Origin of the sequence: Pseudomonas sp. TAE6080 (assembly GCF_018732265.1) — a bacterium.
In the GTDB taxonomy this organism is placed as follows: Bacteria; Pseudomonadota; Gammaproteobacteria; order Pseudomonadales; family Pseudomonadaceae; genus Aquipseudomonas; species Aquipseudomonas brenneri.
The window spans coordinates 43,766-61,632 of record NZ_JAHIDY010000037.1 but is presented as its reverse complement, the minus strand read 5'-3'; the positions used below and the strand labels follow the sequence as shown (position 1 = coordinate 61,632).

The following is a 17,867-nucleotide window of genomic DNA, read 5'->3' as shown; positions in this document are numbered from 1 at the left end:
CCAGATCGACGCCGGAATTGTCCGCCTTGACGCGAACTTTCACGTTGTAATCGACCACTCGTTTGACTGCGACGAGGACTTTCATAATTGATCTCTCAGTGTGAAAAAAACGGCTTTCAAGCGGCATCAAGCAAGGCGGCATAGGCCTTGAGGTGATAGTCATCGTCACCGAACTGATGGCTGAGCATCACCAGACGCTTGGCGTGGTGCGCCAAGGAATATTCCCACGTCATGCCAATCCCGCCATGCAGCTGGATCGCCTGTTCGGCAATACTGCGCGCGGCCCGGGTGACGATGAACTTGGCGGCGGCCAGGGTCCGGGTGCGTTCAAGGCTGTGCGCTTCGTCGCAGCAGCACGCGGCCAGGATAGCCATGCTGGTGGCCTGTTCCAGTTCGGTGCGCATGTCGACCATACGGTGCTGCAGCACCTGGAACTGACCAATGGCCACACCGAACTGCTGGCGCGTCTTCAGGTATTCCAGGGTCAGGCGACAAGCTTCCTGCATGCTGCCCAGGGCATCCGCGCACTGTGCGGCAATCGCTCGCCCTTGTTGATAACGCAGCGCTGCCAGGGCCTGGCCTGGTTCACCCAGTACCTGATCGGCAGAGACCTGCACCTTGTCCAGGTACAGGTCGCAGGCTTTGCGGCCATCGACCGTAGGATAAGTGCGGCGCTCGACACCGGCGGCCTGGGGATCAATCAGGAACAGGCCAATGCCCTGCTCATCACGGCTCTCACCGCTGACCCGTGCGCTGACCAGCATCAAGCCGGCCTGATGCCCACCTATCACCACGGCTTTCCTACCGGTCAGCGTCCAGCCCTCGGCCGTCTGTTCGGCACGGGTCTGCACATCGTTGAGGTGGTAGTGGCTCTGGGGTTCTGCAAAGGCCGTGGCCAGCAGCAATTGACCGCTGACCACTTGTTGCAACAGGTCTTGCTGGGCCGGGCTGCCGAGTTGCATCAGCAACCCTCCCGCATAAATCACCGATTCCACATAAGGTTCCAGGCACAAGCCACGACCGAACTCAGTCATCAACAGCATCGTGTCGACACCGCCCCCGCCAAAACCACCCAGGGCCTCGGGAAACGGCACTGCCGTCAACCCCAACTCACCCAGTTGCTGCCAGAAGGCAAGGCTGAAGCCCGCATCGCTCTGGGCATACTGCTCACGCGCCTCGAAGCTGTAGGCATCACGTACCAGGCGTGTCGCCGTGTCTTGCAGCATTTGCTGCTCTTCGGTCAGTTTGAAGTCCATGGTCAGAGCCCCTTACAGTTCGAGAATCATCTTGGAGACGATGTTTTTCTGAATTTCGTTGGAGCCGCCGAAGATCGACAGCTTGCGCAGGTTGAAATACTGGCTGGCCAACGCCACGCTGTAATCGGCGTGCAGGGGTTCGCCCGGGTAATCCAGGTCCAACTCTTCTTCCAGGAACGGCAACGCGTACGGCCCGATCACCTTGCGCAGCAAGTGGCTGATCGCCTGGCGGACTTCAGTGCCCTTGACCTTGAGGATCGAACTTTCTGCCCCCGGCACTCCGCCGTCCTTGGCCGCAGCCAGGGTGCGCAGCGTGCTCATTTCAGTGGCCATGAGTTGCATCTCCACCTCCGCGACCTGGGCGCGAAACAGCGGGTCGTCGAAGATCGGCCGACCCTCGCTCATCTGCTTGCGGGCAATGCGCTTGAGGTGGGCCAGCGCGGCCTTTGACGCGCCGATCCCCGCCAGGCCCGTGCGCTCATAGGTGAGCAGGTATTTGGCGCACGTCCAGCCGTGGTTTTCTTCGCCAACCAGGTTCTGCACCGGCACCTTGACGTTGTCGAAGAACACCTCGTTGACCTCGTGCTCACCATCCAGGGTGATGATCGGCCGCACACTGATGCCAGGGCTGGTCATATCGATCAGCAGGAAGGAAATACCCCGCTGCTTCTGCGCCTGCGGGTCAGTACGCACCAGGCAGAAAATCATGTTGGCGTGCTGGCCCAGGGTGGTCCAAGTCTTCTGGCCATTGACGATGTAATAGTCACCCTCGCGCACCGCTCGGGTTTTCAGCGAGGCCAGGTCAGAACCGGCGCCGGGCTCCGAGTAACCCTGGCACCACCAGTCCTCGCCGCTGAGAATGCGCGGCAGATAGTGGTCTTGTTGCTGTGGCGTGCCGAACTTGATCAGCACCGGGGCCACCATGTTGACCCCAAACGGAATGCTGCGCGGCGCACCCACCAGCGCGCATTCCTCTTCGTAAATGTGCTTCTCTACCGCGCCCCAGCCAGTCCCCCCAAAGGCCACTGGCCAATGAGTGGCATACCACCCCTGCGCGTTCTGGATTGCCTGCCAGCGCAAGTGATCATCCTTGGACAAGGGTTTGCCCAGGCGCACCTTATCAGCCAGGTCCTGGGGCAGTTTGTCCTTGAGGAAGGACCTGACTTGATCGCGAAACGCCAGTTCTTCAGCGGTAAAATGAATATCCATGTGTTTCTCCAAGCCGTTGATAGACCGTGAAGCAGGCCGTTATGAGTCCAGTTTCCAGTCGGCGAAACGCCGCCCTTCTGCCGCCAGCTGTTCCAGGAGTGGCGCCGGCTCCCACCAGGCGCCGAAGCGTTGGTGGAACTCGCGAATACGGGCCAGCACCTTGTCCAGTCCGAGGCTGTCGGCATAAAACATCGGGCCTCCCCGCCAGGCGGCAAAACCGTAGCCGTTGAGGTAGATCACATCGATGTCGCTGCTGCGTCGGGCGATGCCTTCCTGGAGGATTTTTGCGCCCTCGTTGATCAAGGCGAACACGCAGCGCTCGACAATGTAGTCATCGCTCAAGCCGCGGCGCTCGATGCCTTTCTCGCGGGAAACAGCTTGCAGCAACGGCAACAGTTCAGGGTTGGGCTCGGGACGGCGGGAGCCGGGGGCGTAGCAGTAGAAGCCCTGGCCGGTTTTCTGGCCGAGCATTCCGGCCGCGTACAATTTGTCGAGGACATCGGGCAGCGGGTAATTCGAGGGCAGCGTGGCGCGCTGGCGTTGGCGAATGCTCCAGCCAATATCCAGCCCGGACAGATCGCGCATGGCATTCGGGCCCATGGCCAGGCCGAAGTTGCGCAAGGCACCATCAACCTGCTCCGGGGTAGCGCCCTCCTCCAGCAAGAACTCGGCCTCGCGGCCATACTGGAAGATCATCCGGTTGCCGACAAAGCCATCACAGACGCCCACCACCACGGCAATCTTGTTCAGCCTCTTGCTCAGTTGCATGACCGTGGCCAACACCTCAAGACCGGTGTGCCGACCGCGTACGACTTCAAGCAGACGCATGACGTTGGCCGGGCTGAAAAAATGCAGGCCCACCACGTCTTCTGCCCGTGAAGTGAAGCCGGCGATAACGTCCAGGTCCAGTGACGAAGTATTGCTGGCAAGGATCGCGCCGGGCTTGCACACCTGATCCAGGCGTTCGAACACCTGGCGCTTGACCTCCAGGCTTTCAAACACCGCCTCGATCACCAGGTCGGCAGTGGCCAGTTCGCTGTAGTCCACCCCGCCATGCAGCAGTGCCAGGCGCTGCTCCATCACGGCAGGGCTCAAGCTGCCACGGGCGACGCTGGCTTCGCAGGTTTCTCGGGCGCGTTGTAATGCCCGCTGCAGGGCGGGCTCGTCGACTTCCATCAACATCACGGCAATACCGGCGCTGACAAAACTCAAGGCGATGCCCACGCCCATGGTGCCACCACCGATCACCCCGACGCGCTCAATGGCACGCACGGGTGTGTCCTTGGGCAAGTCGTCGATATGAGCGCATTGGCGCTCGGCAAAAAAACCGTGTACCAGGGCCGCACGCTGCTCGGAAGCCAGGCATTCCTGGAACAGTGCGCGCTCGCGTTGCAAACCTTCGGCCAGCGGCAACAAGGTCGCCGCTTCTACGGCGGCGACACAACGGGGTGGTGAAAAGAACCCCGGCAAACGCTTGGCGACGTCGGCACGCTTGGCAGCGATCAATGCGCCGTTGTCGACGCCCTTGAGTGCCGCAGCCTGCTCGCCGGTACGCCGTACGCCCAGGCCGCTGTCCAGTATCCGTTGAGCAAAAGCGATTCCGGCGGCGCGGGGATCACCGTCAAACAGCTCATCGACAATCTGATGTTCCCGGGCTTGAAGGGCATTGATGGGCTGGCCTGAGACAATCATCTCCAGCGCCTTGGCCACCCCCGCCAAACGAGGCAAGCGCTGCGTGCCACCCGCCCCCGGCAGCAACCCAAGCTTGACCTCCGGCAGGCCGACCTTGGCATCGCGGCGCGCGATTCGATAGTGACAACCCAGGGCCATTTCCAGACCGCCGCCCAGGGCCGTGCCATGGATCACCGCAACGCAGGGCTTGTCGCTTTGTTCGTAGGCGTTGACCACTTCCGGCAGGCTCGGCGCCTGAGGTGGTTTGCCGAACTCCTTGATATCCGCCCCGGCAATGAACGTGCGACCGCTGCACAGCAACACCAGCACCTTGGCCTGCGTGTCGATCTGGGCCTGGTGCAAGGCCCGCAGCAAGCCTTCACGCTGGGCCTGGCCAAGGGCGTTGACCGGCGGGTTGTTGAGGGTGATCAGTGCAACCTCGCCTTGACGCTCGTAGTTGACGCTGGAATTCATCTGAGCCTCGACACATTGTTTTTATTGGAATCATATTCCGCGCTGCGGAACACACGAATCGATATTATCAAAGAGACATGTTTTGGCAAACGGTTTATGGAAAGATCTCCGATTAAAAAAAAGCTGACACCTTGGAGGGTGTCAGCTTGGTCAGCGGGAGAACTTGAAGGCTCAGGCGTCAGCCGCTGGCACCTGCCGGCCAGGCACCACCACGGCAGGATCCTTGGGTGCCCAGCTTTTCAGGCGCTCCAGGCTCTCGCGGTAGGAGCGCAGGCCGGCCATCAAAATCACCACCGCCAGCACCAGGGAGATGCCGGTAACCACGGCCAACGAGTAACCCAGCGCCGAATCACTGCCAAACACGTAATCCGTACCCAAGGCTACGGCGGTCGGGCCGATACCCAGGCCGATCAGGGTCACGGCAAACTGATAGAGCGCCGATGCCTGCCCGCGCATCGGGCTGGGCACGACTTCCTGGACCGCCAGGGGGCCGACACCGAACGGCATGCTCACGGTAAACACGTGAAATGCCATCAGCACCAAGGCCAGGTTCTTGTCGTCAACCAGGTAGCCCAGGTTCGACGGCAATGTCAGCACTGCGGCAAGGATCGCGATGCGCAGTGGGGCGTCCCGATGACCGCGTTTGACCAGCCAGTCACACAGGCGCCCACCCAGCAGCAGGCCAAGGGAGCCGCAGATCGCCAGCATGCTGCCGTAAATCACCCCGACTTGCGGCACGCTCATATCGAATGAACGCACAAAGAAAGTCGGGATCCAGGCACTGCTGCCGTAGGCCGTGAAGGTCAGGCAGGCAAACCCGAGGTTGTGGCAGAGCATGGTCCGACGGTTTTTACGCAGGTAGTCGACAAACTCCGAGAACGGCAATTGCAGCCCCGCACCGACTCCTTGACGCACCGGCTCACGCAGCAACAGCAGGCACAATGAGAAGACCACGCCAATGGCGCCAAGAATCAAAAACACCATCTGCCACGGGCGCACGATGCCAATCAGCGGCAACGTCATATCGCCCTGGCTGGTTGCGAAATGCACCGCGACGCCGCCGAGCAACAGCGCCACGCCCGACCCCAGGTAAATCGCCGTCGAGTACACGCTGAAGGCCGTGCCGCGACGCTCGGGAGTGAAGCTGTCGGAAATCATCGAGTAGGCACAAGGCGCCAACGATGCCTCGCCCGCCGCCACACCGATGCGGCAAAAGAGAAACTGCCAGTAACCCTTGGCCATCCCGCACGCGGCGGTCATGCCACTCCACACTAGAATCCCGCACATCAGCAGATTGCGCCGGCTCTTGCTGTCGGCAATCCGCCCCAGGGGAATGCCACAGAAGGTATAAAAGATCGCAAACGACAGGCCCATCAGCAGGCTCATCTGGGTATCGCTGATGTCCATGTCCTGACGAATGGGCCCCACCAGCAGATTGAGAATCTGCCGGTCCACGAACGATAAAACGTAGGCCAGCATCAGCACACTGACGGTGAACCAGGCGCGTACACGTGATGGATAAAGTGTGTTCTTCATAGCCGCTACGACCTCATTGTTGTTATGGACCCGCCCGGAAGGCTGTCATCGACTCGACTACAGGAGTGGCAAGGTGTAACTGACGATCAGGCGGTTATCGTCCAGGTCACTGCCAAAGTGATTCATGCGCAGGGACGAGTTACGCCACTTCACCCCCAGGTTTTTCAACGTGCCGCTCTGGAATACGTAGGCGATATCGGTATCGCGCTCCCATTCCGAACCGGTCGGCTTGCCAGCACCCAGTTCAATCCCGCTGCCATAGATGTAGCGGGTCATGAAGGTCAGGCCCGGGATACCGATAGCGGTGAAGTTGAAGTCGTAGCGCGCCTGCCAGGACTGCTCGTCCCGATTGGCAAAGTCGTTATTGGAAACAAAGTTGGGCAGGAAGGCATCGGCGCCATGGATATAGGCGTAGCCGGTGTCGCCACTCATTTTCTGATAGGCCAGGCCAAAGGCATGACCGCCCAGGGTGTAGGTGAACATCGCCGCCAGGGCCGTGTTGTCGATATTGCTGTTGCCCTGGTTAGTCGACCTTGCGTAGCGCACGTCACTCTTGAGCGACTGCCCTTCGCCCAGTGGCAATAGATGCAACAGGCTGAAATTGTGCTGGCGATAAAAACTGTCGAGCTCACCGTAGAAGTAATTGCCGCTTAACTGGTTGCTCCACTTGTAACCGACACCGGCAAAGTTGAACTCATCGGTGGTCGCGCCCTTGGTCACACGAATGCCCTTGGCGTTGGCCACTGACGGCGTCAGGTCTTCCCGGTTGGTCGAATCGCGCTGGGTCACCTGGCGGATCTGGCCCGCATCGACGGTCACATTGGCGAACTCCTGGGAATTCAAATGCACACCCTCGAACGTTTGCGGCAACAAACGCGTGTCATTGAATTGCACCACCGGCAAACGCGGATGCAGCGTACCGATCCTGAGCAGGCTCTTGGACGCTCGCACCTTGGCAGTCAGGCCAAGGGCGCCACTTTCATCGACTGAACGGCCATCTCGTTGACGAGGCAACAAACCGGAACCGGCGCGATCATGGCTGGAGTCGAGCTTCAAACCGGCCAAACCGATCGCATCCAGCCCAAAGCCGACAGAGCCTGCAGTGAACCCTGATGCGTAGCGCAGCAAAAAGCCCTGAGCCCACTCTTCTTGCTTGGACTGAGTGGTGCTGGCCTGGCTGTAGTCGCGATTGATGTAGAAATTGCGCAGCTCAACGCTGGCCTTGCTGTCCTCGAAAAAACCAGCCTGCGCCGATGCTGACAGGCCAATTTGCCCAATGGAAAACAGCAGACACGTGGCAATAACGCGGGAATGGCGCTCCATGATGCAGCCCTATTTTTGTTGTTATGTGTGAAGCTCCTGCGGCGCCTTGCCAGGGGCAAAGGCACGCTACAGCTTTTATAATTCAATCGGTTTCGCTGTGCGAAATCCTATTTTGAATTAACAACAAAATATAAGCATTTCGCGAAATTGAAGTAAAGCGCTGCCAGGAAAACAAAATCGCTTAATGGGTAAGTGATTGTTTTATATTTATTATTTTTAATAAAAGCCTGGTCGTCATTTGATCGAGCATTTCGCCAGGCAAAACACTCACCGAAAATCATCAGAACACGGCAGCCAAACCTGGAAAGAAGGCTTTAGAAGATGGCGGCTGCCTTGGACGTCTTTCTAAGCGTCAAGTGGAGATCGTGCTTTGATTGATGGTCAGGTTTCGACTTTGGATGATGTCGGTGCCCCAAACTTTGTTGGGTTCTACGACATCGAACGGGCGTTTCAGCAGGCTGGGTAAGGTGACCGCTGGCTACCGCTGTACATTTCAGGGCGTCGTCGACACCCAGCAGACAGGCAATCTGCTCCTGAACCTCTTTAGTATCTGATGCGGCCACTCGATCATGGCATAATGATATCTATGGCGACTTGGAGTCGCCTGAAACCTGATAAAGCCCAGACCGATAAAGGACTTACGATGCACTCTCGCATTAAGATGTTTGTAGCTAGTATTGGCTTCGCTTTCCTCACCGGCTGCGCATCCGTGCCAATGGGCGCCCCTGATGCGGACGCCAAGCTCAAGACCTTCTCAGCCCCCCCACAGGACCAAGCCGGACTGTACATTTACCGGGATAGCTTCGCAGGACAGGGCTTGAAGAAGACTGTGACTGTGGATGGCAAGGCGATTGGAGAGACAGCTAACCGCGTTTACTTCTACCGACTTGTAAACGCTGGTAGTCATACGATTGGTACAGAATCAGAGTTCAGCGATAACCTGATCAACCTAGTCGCTGTAGGTGGAAAGAACTACTACATACGTCAGTCAATAAAGATGGGGGTGTTCGTAGGTGGTGCCAGCCTCACTGTCGTCCCTGAAGCTGTAGGTCAAGCACACCTGCAAAAATGCGAGCTGGCAGCTTCGCAGTAACGTCGCGAGATAATCCTGTGGGCACATTCGCAGAGCTCACAGGACGCCTTACCTCTGATTCACAGCCTGTATAGCTGATGCTTTCAAACTATGTCCCCATTGAATAGGTCGCCAGACAACTTGGCCATGACGATACGACGATGGTGAGAAAGCACTATGGGCAGTGGCCCCCCAATGATACGAAGATCATGGCGGGGATCATGTCGAACATGTTGGGATTTCGAAACTAGACTTCGCTGTGCAGCCACAATCTCTCTAATTCGTCATTTCATGAGAGCAACGACCCTGCTTCTTTACATGACGATACGCCCCCATTCCCAAAGAGTATTTCATGTCTCGCAACTTTGTTTCAGAAGCAGATGCTGCGATTGCGCTGGACCTTGCGCTACGCGTAGAAAGCGGTCACTTACGACGCGCCGCTGCATTCAATCTCCTAACGACTACGTACCAGTTCGCACCACACACCGCCAACGCTTACTTGAATTGCTACCCACATCTACGTCGCGGTACACCTTGGAAAGCAACGGTATCTGTGAACGCTGTCCGAGTGATGCTCGAAACTATCGCTACTGGTGGAGCAAATGATTTGCTCACTGCCCTTCAGTCCGTAAAAGGTCACTTGGAATACTTTGCTGGTCGTGGCAAAACACTTATCGCTCTACAAGCCCTACTCCAAGAGTTCCAGTTGCAGCTCGCACATACGGCTCAAGTTCTTCAGTCCGAACTTGATCTTGAGAGTCGAGTACGTGCATCGTCTTTGGATGATCCCGCACTTCGACGCCAGCGGTTGGCGCTCGCCACAAAAAAACCAAAACGTTCCGTACGTATCGTCCACGACTACTATCGCAACGCTGACGTCGTCGTAGAGGTTCTTGACCGAGCTCAAGGTGTTTGTGAAGACTGCGGTGAGCCAGCGCCCTTTCACCGGCGATCAAATGGCACCGCATACCTTGAGGTGCATCATTTAATTCGCTTGGCAGATAACGGTGATGACTCGGTAGAGAACGCAATGGCCCTCTGTCCGAACTGTCACAGGCGCATGCATTTTGGATGATCAGAACGTTGAGAGCGAACAGGTGTTTGATCGAAGTGCAGGGAGTATTTAATCGGCGCCTGCCCTAAAAATGCCCTAACTTGAACGCCAGAAACGAAAAAGCCCCCGTAATCAATAACAATTACGGGGGCTTTGTCTTGTTCAATAATGGCGGAGAGATAGGGACTTTCCGAATCGCCCCCTCAAGCCCTTTAAAATCAATGACCACAAGGATTTCAGGCCATTTTGCTACAAATTTTTGCTACAAATCCAGACCAAAACCAGCTACCTTTTCGCCATCAAACCTCACCCGGTCAGGGAAGAAAATGGCAAGCGAAAACCTCGTTTTACGGTCAGGCACTTGGCACGTCCGCCTAAGCGTTCCCAAGGACGTTCGGCACGTCTTGAACCAAAGCGAGTTCACCGAATCGCTCAAAACCGGCAGCAAGCCAGAAGCCCAGATGAAGAAATTGGCGTTTCTACACATGTGGAAGCAAGCCATCACTAACGCTCGGCAACTCGTTGCGGGACCACCCCCCGCTCAATTGCCCGAAACGTCGTACAGCATCTCCAAGATGATTGCGACGAACCAAGAACACGGGCTACTCAGCCTTGTCATGCCAAAAAACGCCAACGATGTTGACCCGAGGTTCAGTCAGAGCGTCTTGGACGAACTCGGAAGCTACATCATAGACATCATTTTACAGGGTCAAAAATGGACCAGTCCCAAAGAAGCACACGAAGCTAACTTTGACCTATACGGCCAAAGACCTTTCCGCGAATACCAAGCTTTCAAAGAAAAATGGTATGAATTGGGTGAAAATATCCCGCTCGAACGAAAGATTGAGCGATTTAATGACTACATCCGCCTACAAAAAACCGTAGAGCATTACGAGATTACCGCAGGGCAAACCATCAGCGTCACCAGCATCGAAGAAATTAGGTCAATTCTCGACAACCCAAGCAACTACAAAATAAAGTCACCTATCACGACTAACAGAATAGCCTCATTTGAAGCGTATCAGACTAACACCAAGGGCATTATACAAAAGACGATAGATACGCAGGCAAATCGCTTGAAATTGATGAATGCTTGGCTTGAGGCAGAGCAACGCGACCTCAACCACGAAAGCATTGCCAGCTATCTTGATACGCTCGACCTTTCCATTAAGACTAAAAAGCAATACCTATTCGCCGGGTCAAGTTTTTGGAAATGGGCTATTAAGCACGACGAAAATTTTAAAAAGTTGCACCGCGACCAGCAATCCCCCTTTGAAAAGCACGATTTCCCAGTCAACCGCAGCAAAAGGAACGATGGATCAATGGAAAGGAAGGCATTCACACCGGAAGACGTTACAAAGCTCTATGAAGCCGCACAAGCCACCAAAAACCGCGACACCCTCACCGACCTTATCCTATTAGGTGCATACACCGGGGCACGCATTGAAGAGCTTTGCCAGCTTCAAGCACAAGATATCGTGAGCGAAGAAGGGATTAAATGCTTCTACTTCTACGATGGAAAGACTGCCGCCAGCGAGCGACACACGCCAATACATCCGGCGATACAGGAAACCGTAGAAAGGTTGATCCGTAGTTCAAAAGACGGTTTCTTGATTAGCTCCCCTGCAGGAAATAAATACGGAAACCGCTCCGATGCACTCAGTAAACAGTTTGGCAGATTAAAAACCACTCTTGAATATAACGGCCAATACGTTTTCCATAGCTTCCGCAAGACCGTTATCACGCAATTACAACGTGCAGACGTGCCCGGAATACTCATTGCCTCAATCGTCGGACATGAGACAGGAACAGTCACATTTGACGTATACAGTGCAGGGCCAAGCCCAAAGCAAAAACACGACGCACTATCAAAACTAAAATACAAGCTAAAAATCTAAAACCAAAAGCGTTACACATTAAAATTCACAGCAACAATTAAAGGTTCCTAAGCTCTTACCTACCAGAAGAGCTTTTGACCTTTCTAAATGACCATCTTTTTTACAAATCGCCTCGCATAACGCACTCCCCTGCACCCGCCTCATGTATACGCACGAACACATACACAACTAACACACATCGACAAAAACAATCAACACTATCATGCTTGCTATACACAACTTATATGGTTCAATGTATGCATATAGTCCAGTTTTCCAAAGAGCCCCTTAGAAACATACCTGCTATGTTAACCATCCCACTTTTGCTACGCAAAAGATGTGACGGTTAACGCAGGTGCCTAGTCGGCAGGACAGAAGCAAAAGCCAAGAGCAAAAACAAACCCACCACTGAGGATAAAATGAATGACACCAATTTGCAGACAATCACACTGACCAAAAGAGACAGGAACTATTCCAACCTCAAGGGGCTGGACAGTTCGCTGAAACACTCGCTTAGACTGGACCAAAACGAGTATGACGACTTTGAATTCAACCCCAATCCAGACCACCCAAATATCGCCATTGTAGGTGGCGTTGAACAGGTATTAACAAGGGAATTGGCCGAGCAATTGCTGGCCGACTTCAACGACCAACTACAAACCAAACTCAAAGCAACAGAAGCGACTGACGAGATAGCAGCAGAGAAAGAAAAGCTCCGAAAACTAAAATCGAAGCTGGTCAAATTCATCAACGCAACCGAACCGACTGAGATAAAAGAATACGTCACATCGGTAATGGAAGGAGAAAGGCCGTTAGTAGTCCAAGACTACGCCGCCCTACTCAATCAGCACAAAATCAGCCGTATATCCCAGCGAATCGACCTCTTAGAGAACTACACCACAAAGAAACAAGAGATCGAGCAAAACGCACCAGAACGAGCCGTATCAAAGACGGTCAACAGGGTTAAAGAAATCATCCTTGTGATCCCCGAACCCAATAAATTGGCAATCACAAAGGGATACACAGACCTTTTGCAGAAAGCCATGCACCAGTTCTACCAAAAGAACTTCCCCAACAACGACATTCTATTTTCGTTCAGTCACTTGGACGAAACCACAAACCATGTCCACGCCTTCCTTGACCTTCAAAATACAAAAACTGGGAAATATGATTTTTCTGCCCAAGAATTTGAATTCGCATCACAATACTATGCGAGGAATAAAGCTCACCTTGACAAAATATCTGAGCCACCAATATTAGAAGACTTCAAACTTCCCAACCGTAGCGAAGAAAAGCAAAACCATAGGTTTATCCGAGAACGCGAGTCATGGAAGTCAAAAGTAATGCAGGCAGCCTTTTATGAACACTTTAACGGATTAGCCGCTGCATATGGATTACAAGCAAAATTCCTACCTAAAACCAAGGAAAAACAAGAATTTCTAAGCAAGATTGAGCAGGAAGCCAAGAAGCCCAAGAGCGAGCGAAGCCATAACTATTACACCAGACAAGTAGAAAAACTTGAGCAGGAGCTTACACAGAAGAAAGAAGAGCTGACCGAGCAAAAGACGACTGCCGTCAGACTTAATACCACGATAAGCAACCTTCAAAATACTATTTCAACATACCAGAATACAATCCAAAATTTAGAGATGCACGCCACGGAGCAGCAGAAAGAAAATGCGAAGCTCGACCACGATAGGCAAATACTGTCCGAGGACATAACCAAGAAGACAAACAAAACCGAAGAGCTTAGGGTAAATTTCAAAACCGCCAAAGAAAAAATGACCAAGGAACTACGCGAGCTAAGGAAGAAAATAGAAGAGGATACCGAAAGAAAATCAGTGTTAGAAAGAGCAATTAAGGTCTACGAGGTAGAGTTAGAACCATTAATCAAGAAATTTGACATTCTCGTTGACAGAATACTTGAAGCTAAGAGGCTCGATGAAAATCCAGAGCAATATTACCAAAGGCTTAGAGAAAACACCTATAAAATGGCAAGCCGGTTGGGTTCCGAGAAGCGAAAGGATTACCTATTTAATGTCGGAGAACAACTAAAAGAGCAAGGATTAGACCATGTTAAAGTGGAGCTTGGATTGACAGAAAAAGTAAAACTTTGGGCATCCGACACCTTCACAAAAAAACAAGTGGTTGAATTTGATAAAGAGGAAGCCCTGCAGGCAAAAGAAGCCAGAAGGCGAAGATTGCTAAAGCTCAAACCGCCAAGCCCATTCCAAGACCCTTACGACCCCTATCAATAGCCGCAATATAGCGGCTTTATAGCCTCTATCCCCTTCAACGCCATTCTTGGATTGATGGCATCTCAATGGTAGAATGCCAGCATTGAACGCAACGGATATGCCAATGAAAATCCGCACCCATTACGATAACTTAAAAGTTTCACGGGACGCCCCTCCAGAGGTTATACGTGCAGCTTACAAGTCGTTAACACAGAAATACCACCCTGATCGTAACCCCGATCCGCAAGCAGCTAAAATTATGCTGCATCTCAATGAAGCATATGAGGTTCTCTCTGATCCAGAAAAACGAGATAACCATGATAAATGGATAAGATTTGAAGAATGGAAAGCTGCTCATAGAGTTGATCCAAAAAAAGAACAGCCACAGCCACAGCCACAGCCACAGCCACAGCCACAGCCACAGCCACAGCCACAAGCATCGGCCTCTTCAGATAAATGGCGGGAAAAAAAGCCGGTAGAACCCATCAGTTCAAAAAAAAAACCGTTTCAATGGTCAAGGACAATACTACCTTTATTGATACTTCTAGGTTGGGGGTACACGCTTACTCCAACAGATATGAAAAATAAGATTGCCGGATACTGGGATCACTTTTTAGATTATAACAATTCTAAAGCAACAACAGAAAATAGTGAAACTACGAAAACATCGCCATTTCAGCAAGCATATAATTTAACACCGGAAGAAAGTAAAAAGCTTTTAACACAAACTAATATCAAACCAACGGGCACTACAGGCACTCAAGCACCGACTGTTAAAGCTCCTACAAAGCCAACAGTTCCTACCATGTGCTCTCCTGAAATGACAAAAGCCCCTAATGGACAGGCTTGGCCCGCTCGTGCTGCCTATGTAGGGCCGATTACTAGAGCCAATGGTTATTCGACTATTACGATTGACAATGGTAAGGGCAACTCAAACATTTACATTAAGCTTGCTCGCCCTACTGATGGAAAATCTTCTGGAATCCGAGAGGCGTACATTCCAGCAGGGAGCACATTCAAAATGAATAAAATTGAACCGGGCAACTATGTAATTAAATACAAAGACATTAAGAATGGGTGCAATTCAAAGTCAGACCCTTTTGACGTTGAGCAAATCCAAACAGCTCAAGGCATTCAATATAGCGATATATCCCTGACAATCTACACAATGCTCAACGGAAATATGGACTTCGAGAGGCTACCAGAAAATGCGTTTTGAGTTCTCAAATACCAGTTTGAGAAATGCTATTATATTCACTCTAACGATTTTTATCTTGGCAATCTCCTACAACCTATTCATAACTCCGAGAAATTTTGAGGATTGTGTTTTATATAACGCAAAAAATGGAGGCAGCAAATTTCACGCCCAAATAGCCTACAACATGTGCAAAAGAAAATTCCTCAAAGAATAAAATAGAAAAGCCCGCAAGCAAGCGGGCTTTTTTACCAACCAAGTTTGACAAACCTTGAAAGTGTGGCAACTTGAAGGAAGCAGAAAAAGAAAACCACCCTGCAAGGTGGCGAAGGATACTACAATAAAATTTTAAAAAACCTCAATCAACACAACCATTTAATCATCATAAAAATTATTGTCAAGTTATCTCCCAAGGTTTTCTTTTTCTAATTAAATAACTAGAAGAGGATAACAATGGGATGCATAAAACTATTTGAGGACTACTTACCAAAGAGGCCTTACCACACCGATGATTTAACCAGCGGTTTAAAAATAAACAAAAAAGAAAAAGCAAAGCTTGCAAGACTTGTTCAGCCCAATGGGCCTACGCATAGATATTGGATGGTTTTTGACTTAGACCGTACCGATGCTGGTATGCACTGGGATAACGTAGGGGCACCAGCTCCAAATCTAATCGCTCGAAATCCGGCCAATGGGCACGCTCATTTGCTCTACCTGCTACAAACCCCTGTAAGGACTGCTATGGACGGCAAAACAGCCCCTTTACGCTACGCTGCGGCCATCGAGGCGGGATTGCGTAACCGTCTAGGAGCAGACAGAGGCTATTCCGGGTTGATCTGCAAGAACCCGATCAATTCCCACTGGATTGTTACCCAATGGAAGGCCGATCCATACACGTTGGACTACTTGGCCGACTACGTTGATTTAACGCCGGAAAAGGCTAAACAGACCGTTGTAGAGGAATACGGGTTGGGCCGTAACTGTATGCTTTTCGATGAACTCAGGGCGTGGGCCTACAAGGCAATCCGTCAGGGCTGGCCTGACTACAACCAATGGCTAAACGCTTGCCTAGACCGTGCCACTGGCTACAACGTTAATTTTACTACGCCATTGGACATTTCCGAAGTAAAACACACGGCCAAAAGCGTAGCGAAGTGGACGCATAGAAACTTTACCCGTGGAACCTTTGACGATTATGTCGCCCGAACTCACACAAGCAGAATACAGGCAATAAGAGGTAAGAAAGGCGGAAAAGCAAAAGGTAAAACCAAGAGAGAACGAGGCATTATCTTGCTTGAAGCCGGGGCGTCTATTCAGCAAGTCATGAAGGAGTTAAATGTAAGCAGAGCGACAGCATACAACTGGAGAGAGACTCCGTAACATTATAATCTGTCTAAATAGCCTATATCAGATAATAGCACCCGGCGAGGGTGTTTCTTCGTCCTTTCCCGCCCAACCCCTCCCTTCCTCCCCGCATCCCCCACATATACATACACCGCACCACCGATAGAGATATAACGCACGGAATTGGTCAAAATCGGCCTTCTTCCACTCCGTTGATACAACGACACCAAGCCACCCCACTACACGCCTAAAATAGCCGAATGCGTTACACCTCACAAAGTGCAAAAGCCTATATCAAAACTAGACCCAAATAGCGTTAACCACCCACCCCCTCACTTCCATAGGTTTGGAGATATATCCCCCAACCTATATGTATGTATACATACATATCAAATTCAAAATTCCATCCTGACGATAAGTTCACACTTTTTCAAATTCATCGAAAACGGTGAAAACCATTCACTCGGCTGATGAACGTAAATATCCCGAAAGCGATTTGGGGCAGTAACCGAAAATCGACTTTATACAAAAACTAATTTCTTGAAAAAACGACCATGAAAATTAAACATTTTTATCGGAATTTTTAGATATTTGATTTTTCCAACCACTGAATTATGTCTTATTTATGGCAAAAAAATCCTGTCAATAGCAAAACGAAAATAAATATAAGGTCGAACCTTAACGAGTGAATAGGGTTCAACTATAATCAAATTACTTAGTTGGTTTTTGCAACAAAGCACATCAAAAAATCACCCTCATAAAATCTAAAAATCGCTCCCAGTTTTATTTCACAAAAAAACATGGGTATTGGTCACGTTAAATTTTCAAAAAAACGAAAGTAGCCAATTTCCTACAAGATATATCCCCGAAGCAAAACCTGAAATAGCTGAAGGTTTGGAGATATAACCTTGAAGCATTGACATATCTAAACCCTATGGTATTGGTATTGTATCAACATAGGAATCCTAATTATGAACAAGATGGAATACGCAGGAAAAATAGGCGGTATGATTGGAGGTTTTAAAAGACGTGAGCGTCAAAAGTTTTTAATTATGTTTGTGAAGATAATAGAGATGGACGAGCTTAATGAAGTCCGAATGACCTCCAACCTAGCCAAAAAGCTAATAGTGGCTCTTTCAGGCTACCAATCAATATCTAACGATGCTCTTATCAAAGAGTTTGCTAGAAGCGGGAACAGTGTCAAACAACAGAACCTTGACATGATTGTCCATTCACTAGTAAGACGATGGGAAGATTTTTATAAAGAACAATGGAGAGAAGCAAAAGTAAAAATAGACATTGAAGCAGATGAATACAAGCAATCCATTGTCGAAAAGCTGGACATTAAACTATAAAAACATATAAAACCCCACCTTACATACTTATACCCGTGAAGCTATTTTATTGCTTTGCGGACATAATCATTCCTACACGGTAGGAATTTCCAACCGATATGTATCCTGCCACGATACATACTTATATTTTTGAACCAAAAAATCACCTTCAGGGACATATACCCTACTCCCACAGAGTAAAAAAATCCGCCTGCCATATCACTCAATCTAAAAATCATAACCTTCAAGGAGATATCCCCAAACCTTTAGTCATCACCGGTGATA

At 51.1% G+C, this 17,867-nt stretch carries 12 protein-coding genes and 2 pseudogenes; 7 read left to right on the top strand and 7 right to left on the bottom strand.

What is annotated here, in order from left to right:
- The 7 genes and pseudogenes from KL786_RS23215 to KL786_RS30160 all read right to left on the bottom strand — a co-directional run.
- Positions 1-85: pseudogene (locus KL786_RS23215) on the bottom strand (electron transfer flavoprotein subunit beta/FixA family protein); the annotation flags it as partial.
- A 31-nt stretch (positions 86-116) separates the two neighbouring features.
- Entirely contained in the window at positions 117-1,256 is a 1,140-nt protein-coding gene (locus KL786_RS23210) for an acyl-CoA dehydrogenase family protein (RefSeq protein WP_215519097.1), read from the bottom strand.
- A 12-nt stretch (positions 1,257-1,268) separates the two neighbouring features.
- On the bottom strand, positions 1,269-2,465 hold the full coding sequence (locus KL786_RS23205; protein ID WP_215519096.1) for an acyl-CoA dehydrogenase family protein: 1,197 nt from the start codon (positions 2,463-2,465) through the stop codon (positions 1,269-1,271).
- 39 nt (positions 2,466-2,504) lie between these two features.
- Positions 2,505-4,610 (bottom strand): 3-hydroxyacyl-CoA dehydrogenase NAD-binding domain-containing protein, encoded by a 2,106-nt coding sequence (locus tag KL786_RS23200; RefSeq protein ID WP_215519095.1) that lies wholly within the window; start codon positions 4,608-4,610, stop codon positions 2,505-2,507.
- A 171-nt stretch (positions 4,611-4,781) separates the two neighbouring features.
- Complete coding sequence (locus tag KL786_RS23195; protein ID WP_050593307.1) at positions 4,782-6,146, bottom strand: spinster family MFS transporter; 1,365 nt, start codon at positions 6,144-6,146, stop codon at positions 4,782-4,784.
- A gap of 57 nt (positions 6,147-6,203) precedes the next feature.
- Complete coding sequence (locus tag KL786_RS23190; protein ID WP_215519094.1) at positions 6,204-7,469, bottom strand: OprD family porin; 1,266 nt, start codon at positions 7,467-7,469, stop codon at positions 6,204-6,206.
- 388 nt (positions 7,470-7,857) lie between these two features.
- A pseudogene (locus KL786_RS30160) lies at positions 7,858-7,982 on the bottom strand (IS3 family transposase); the annotation flags it as partial.
- A gap of 130 nt (positions 7,983-8,112) precedes the next feature.
- Here KL786_RS30160 and KL786_RS23185 point away from each other — a divergent pair.
- From KL786_RS23185 to KL786_RS23155, 7 genes are all read left to right on the top strand, one after another.
- Entirely contained in the window at positions 8,113-8,562 is a 450-nt protein-coding gene (locus KL786_RS23185; protein WP_154841255.1) for a DUF2846 domain-containing protein, read from the top strand.
- Between the two features lie 331 nt (positions 8,563-8,893).
- Positions 8,894-9,616 (top strand): HNH endonuclease, encoded by a 723-nt coding sequence (locus KL786_RS23180; protein ID WP_252193831.1) that lies wholly within the window; start codon positions 8,894-8,896, stop codon positions 9,614-9,616.
- Positions 9,617-9,816: 200 nt separating this feature from the next.
- Positions 9,817-11,493, top strand: a complete 1,677-nt coding sequence (locus KL786_RS23175; protein ID WP_353844683.1) for a tyrosine-type recombinase/integrase — start codon at positions 9,817-9,819, stop codon at positions 11,491-11,493.
- A gap of 398 nt (positions 11,494-11,891) precedes the next feature.
- Positions 11,892-13,730: a hypothetical protein gene (locus KL786_RS23170; protein ID WP_215519092.1), complete on the top strand. Its 1,839-nt coding sequence runs from the start codon at positions 11,892-11,894 to the stop codon at positions 13,728-13,730.
- A 103-nt stretch (positions 13,731-13,833) separates the two neighbouring features.
- The gene (locus tag KL786_RS23165) at positions 13,834-14,928 is read left to right on the top strand and encodes a J domain-containing protein (protein ID WP_215519091.1); all 1,095 of its coding nucleotides are present in this window, start codon (positions 13,834-13,836) and stop codon (positions 14,926-14,928) included.
- Positions 14,929-15,357: 429 nt separating this feature from the next.
- Complete coding sequence (locus tag KL786_RS23160) at positions 15,358-16,284, top strand: replication initiation protein (RefSeq protein WP_215519090.1); 927 nt, start codon at positions 15,358-15,360, stop codon at positions 16,282-16,284.
- A gap of 935 nt (positions 16,285-17,219) precedes the next feature.
- Positions 17,220-17,603, top strand: a complete 384-nt coding sequence (locus tag KL786_RS23155; protein ID WP_215519089.1) for a hypothetical protein — start codon at positions 17,220-17,222, stop codon at positions 17,601-17,603.
- Positions 17,604-17,867: the final 264 nt, after the last annotated feature.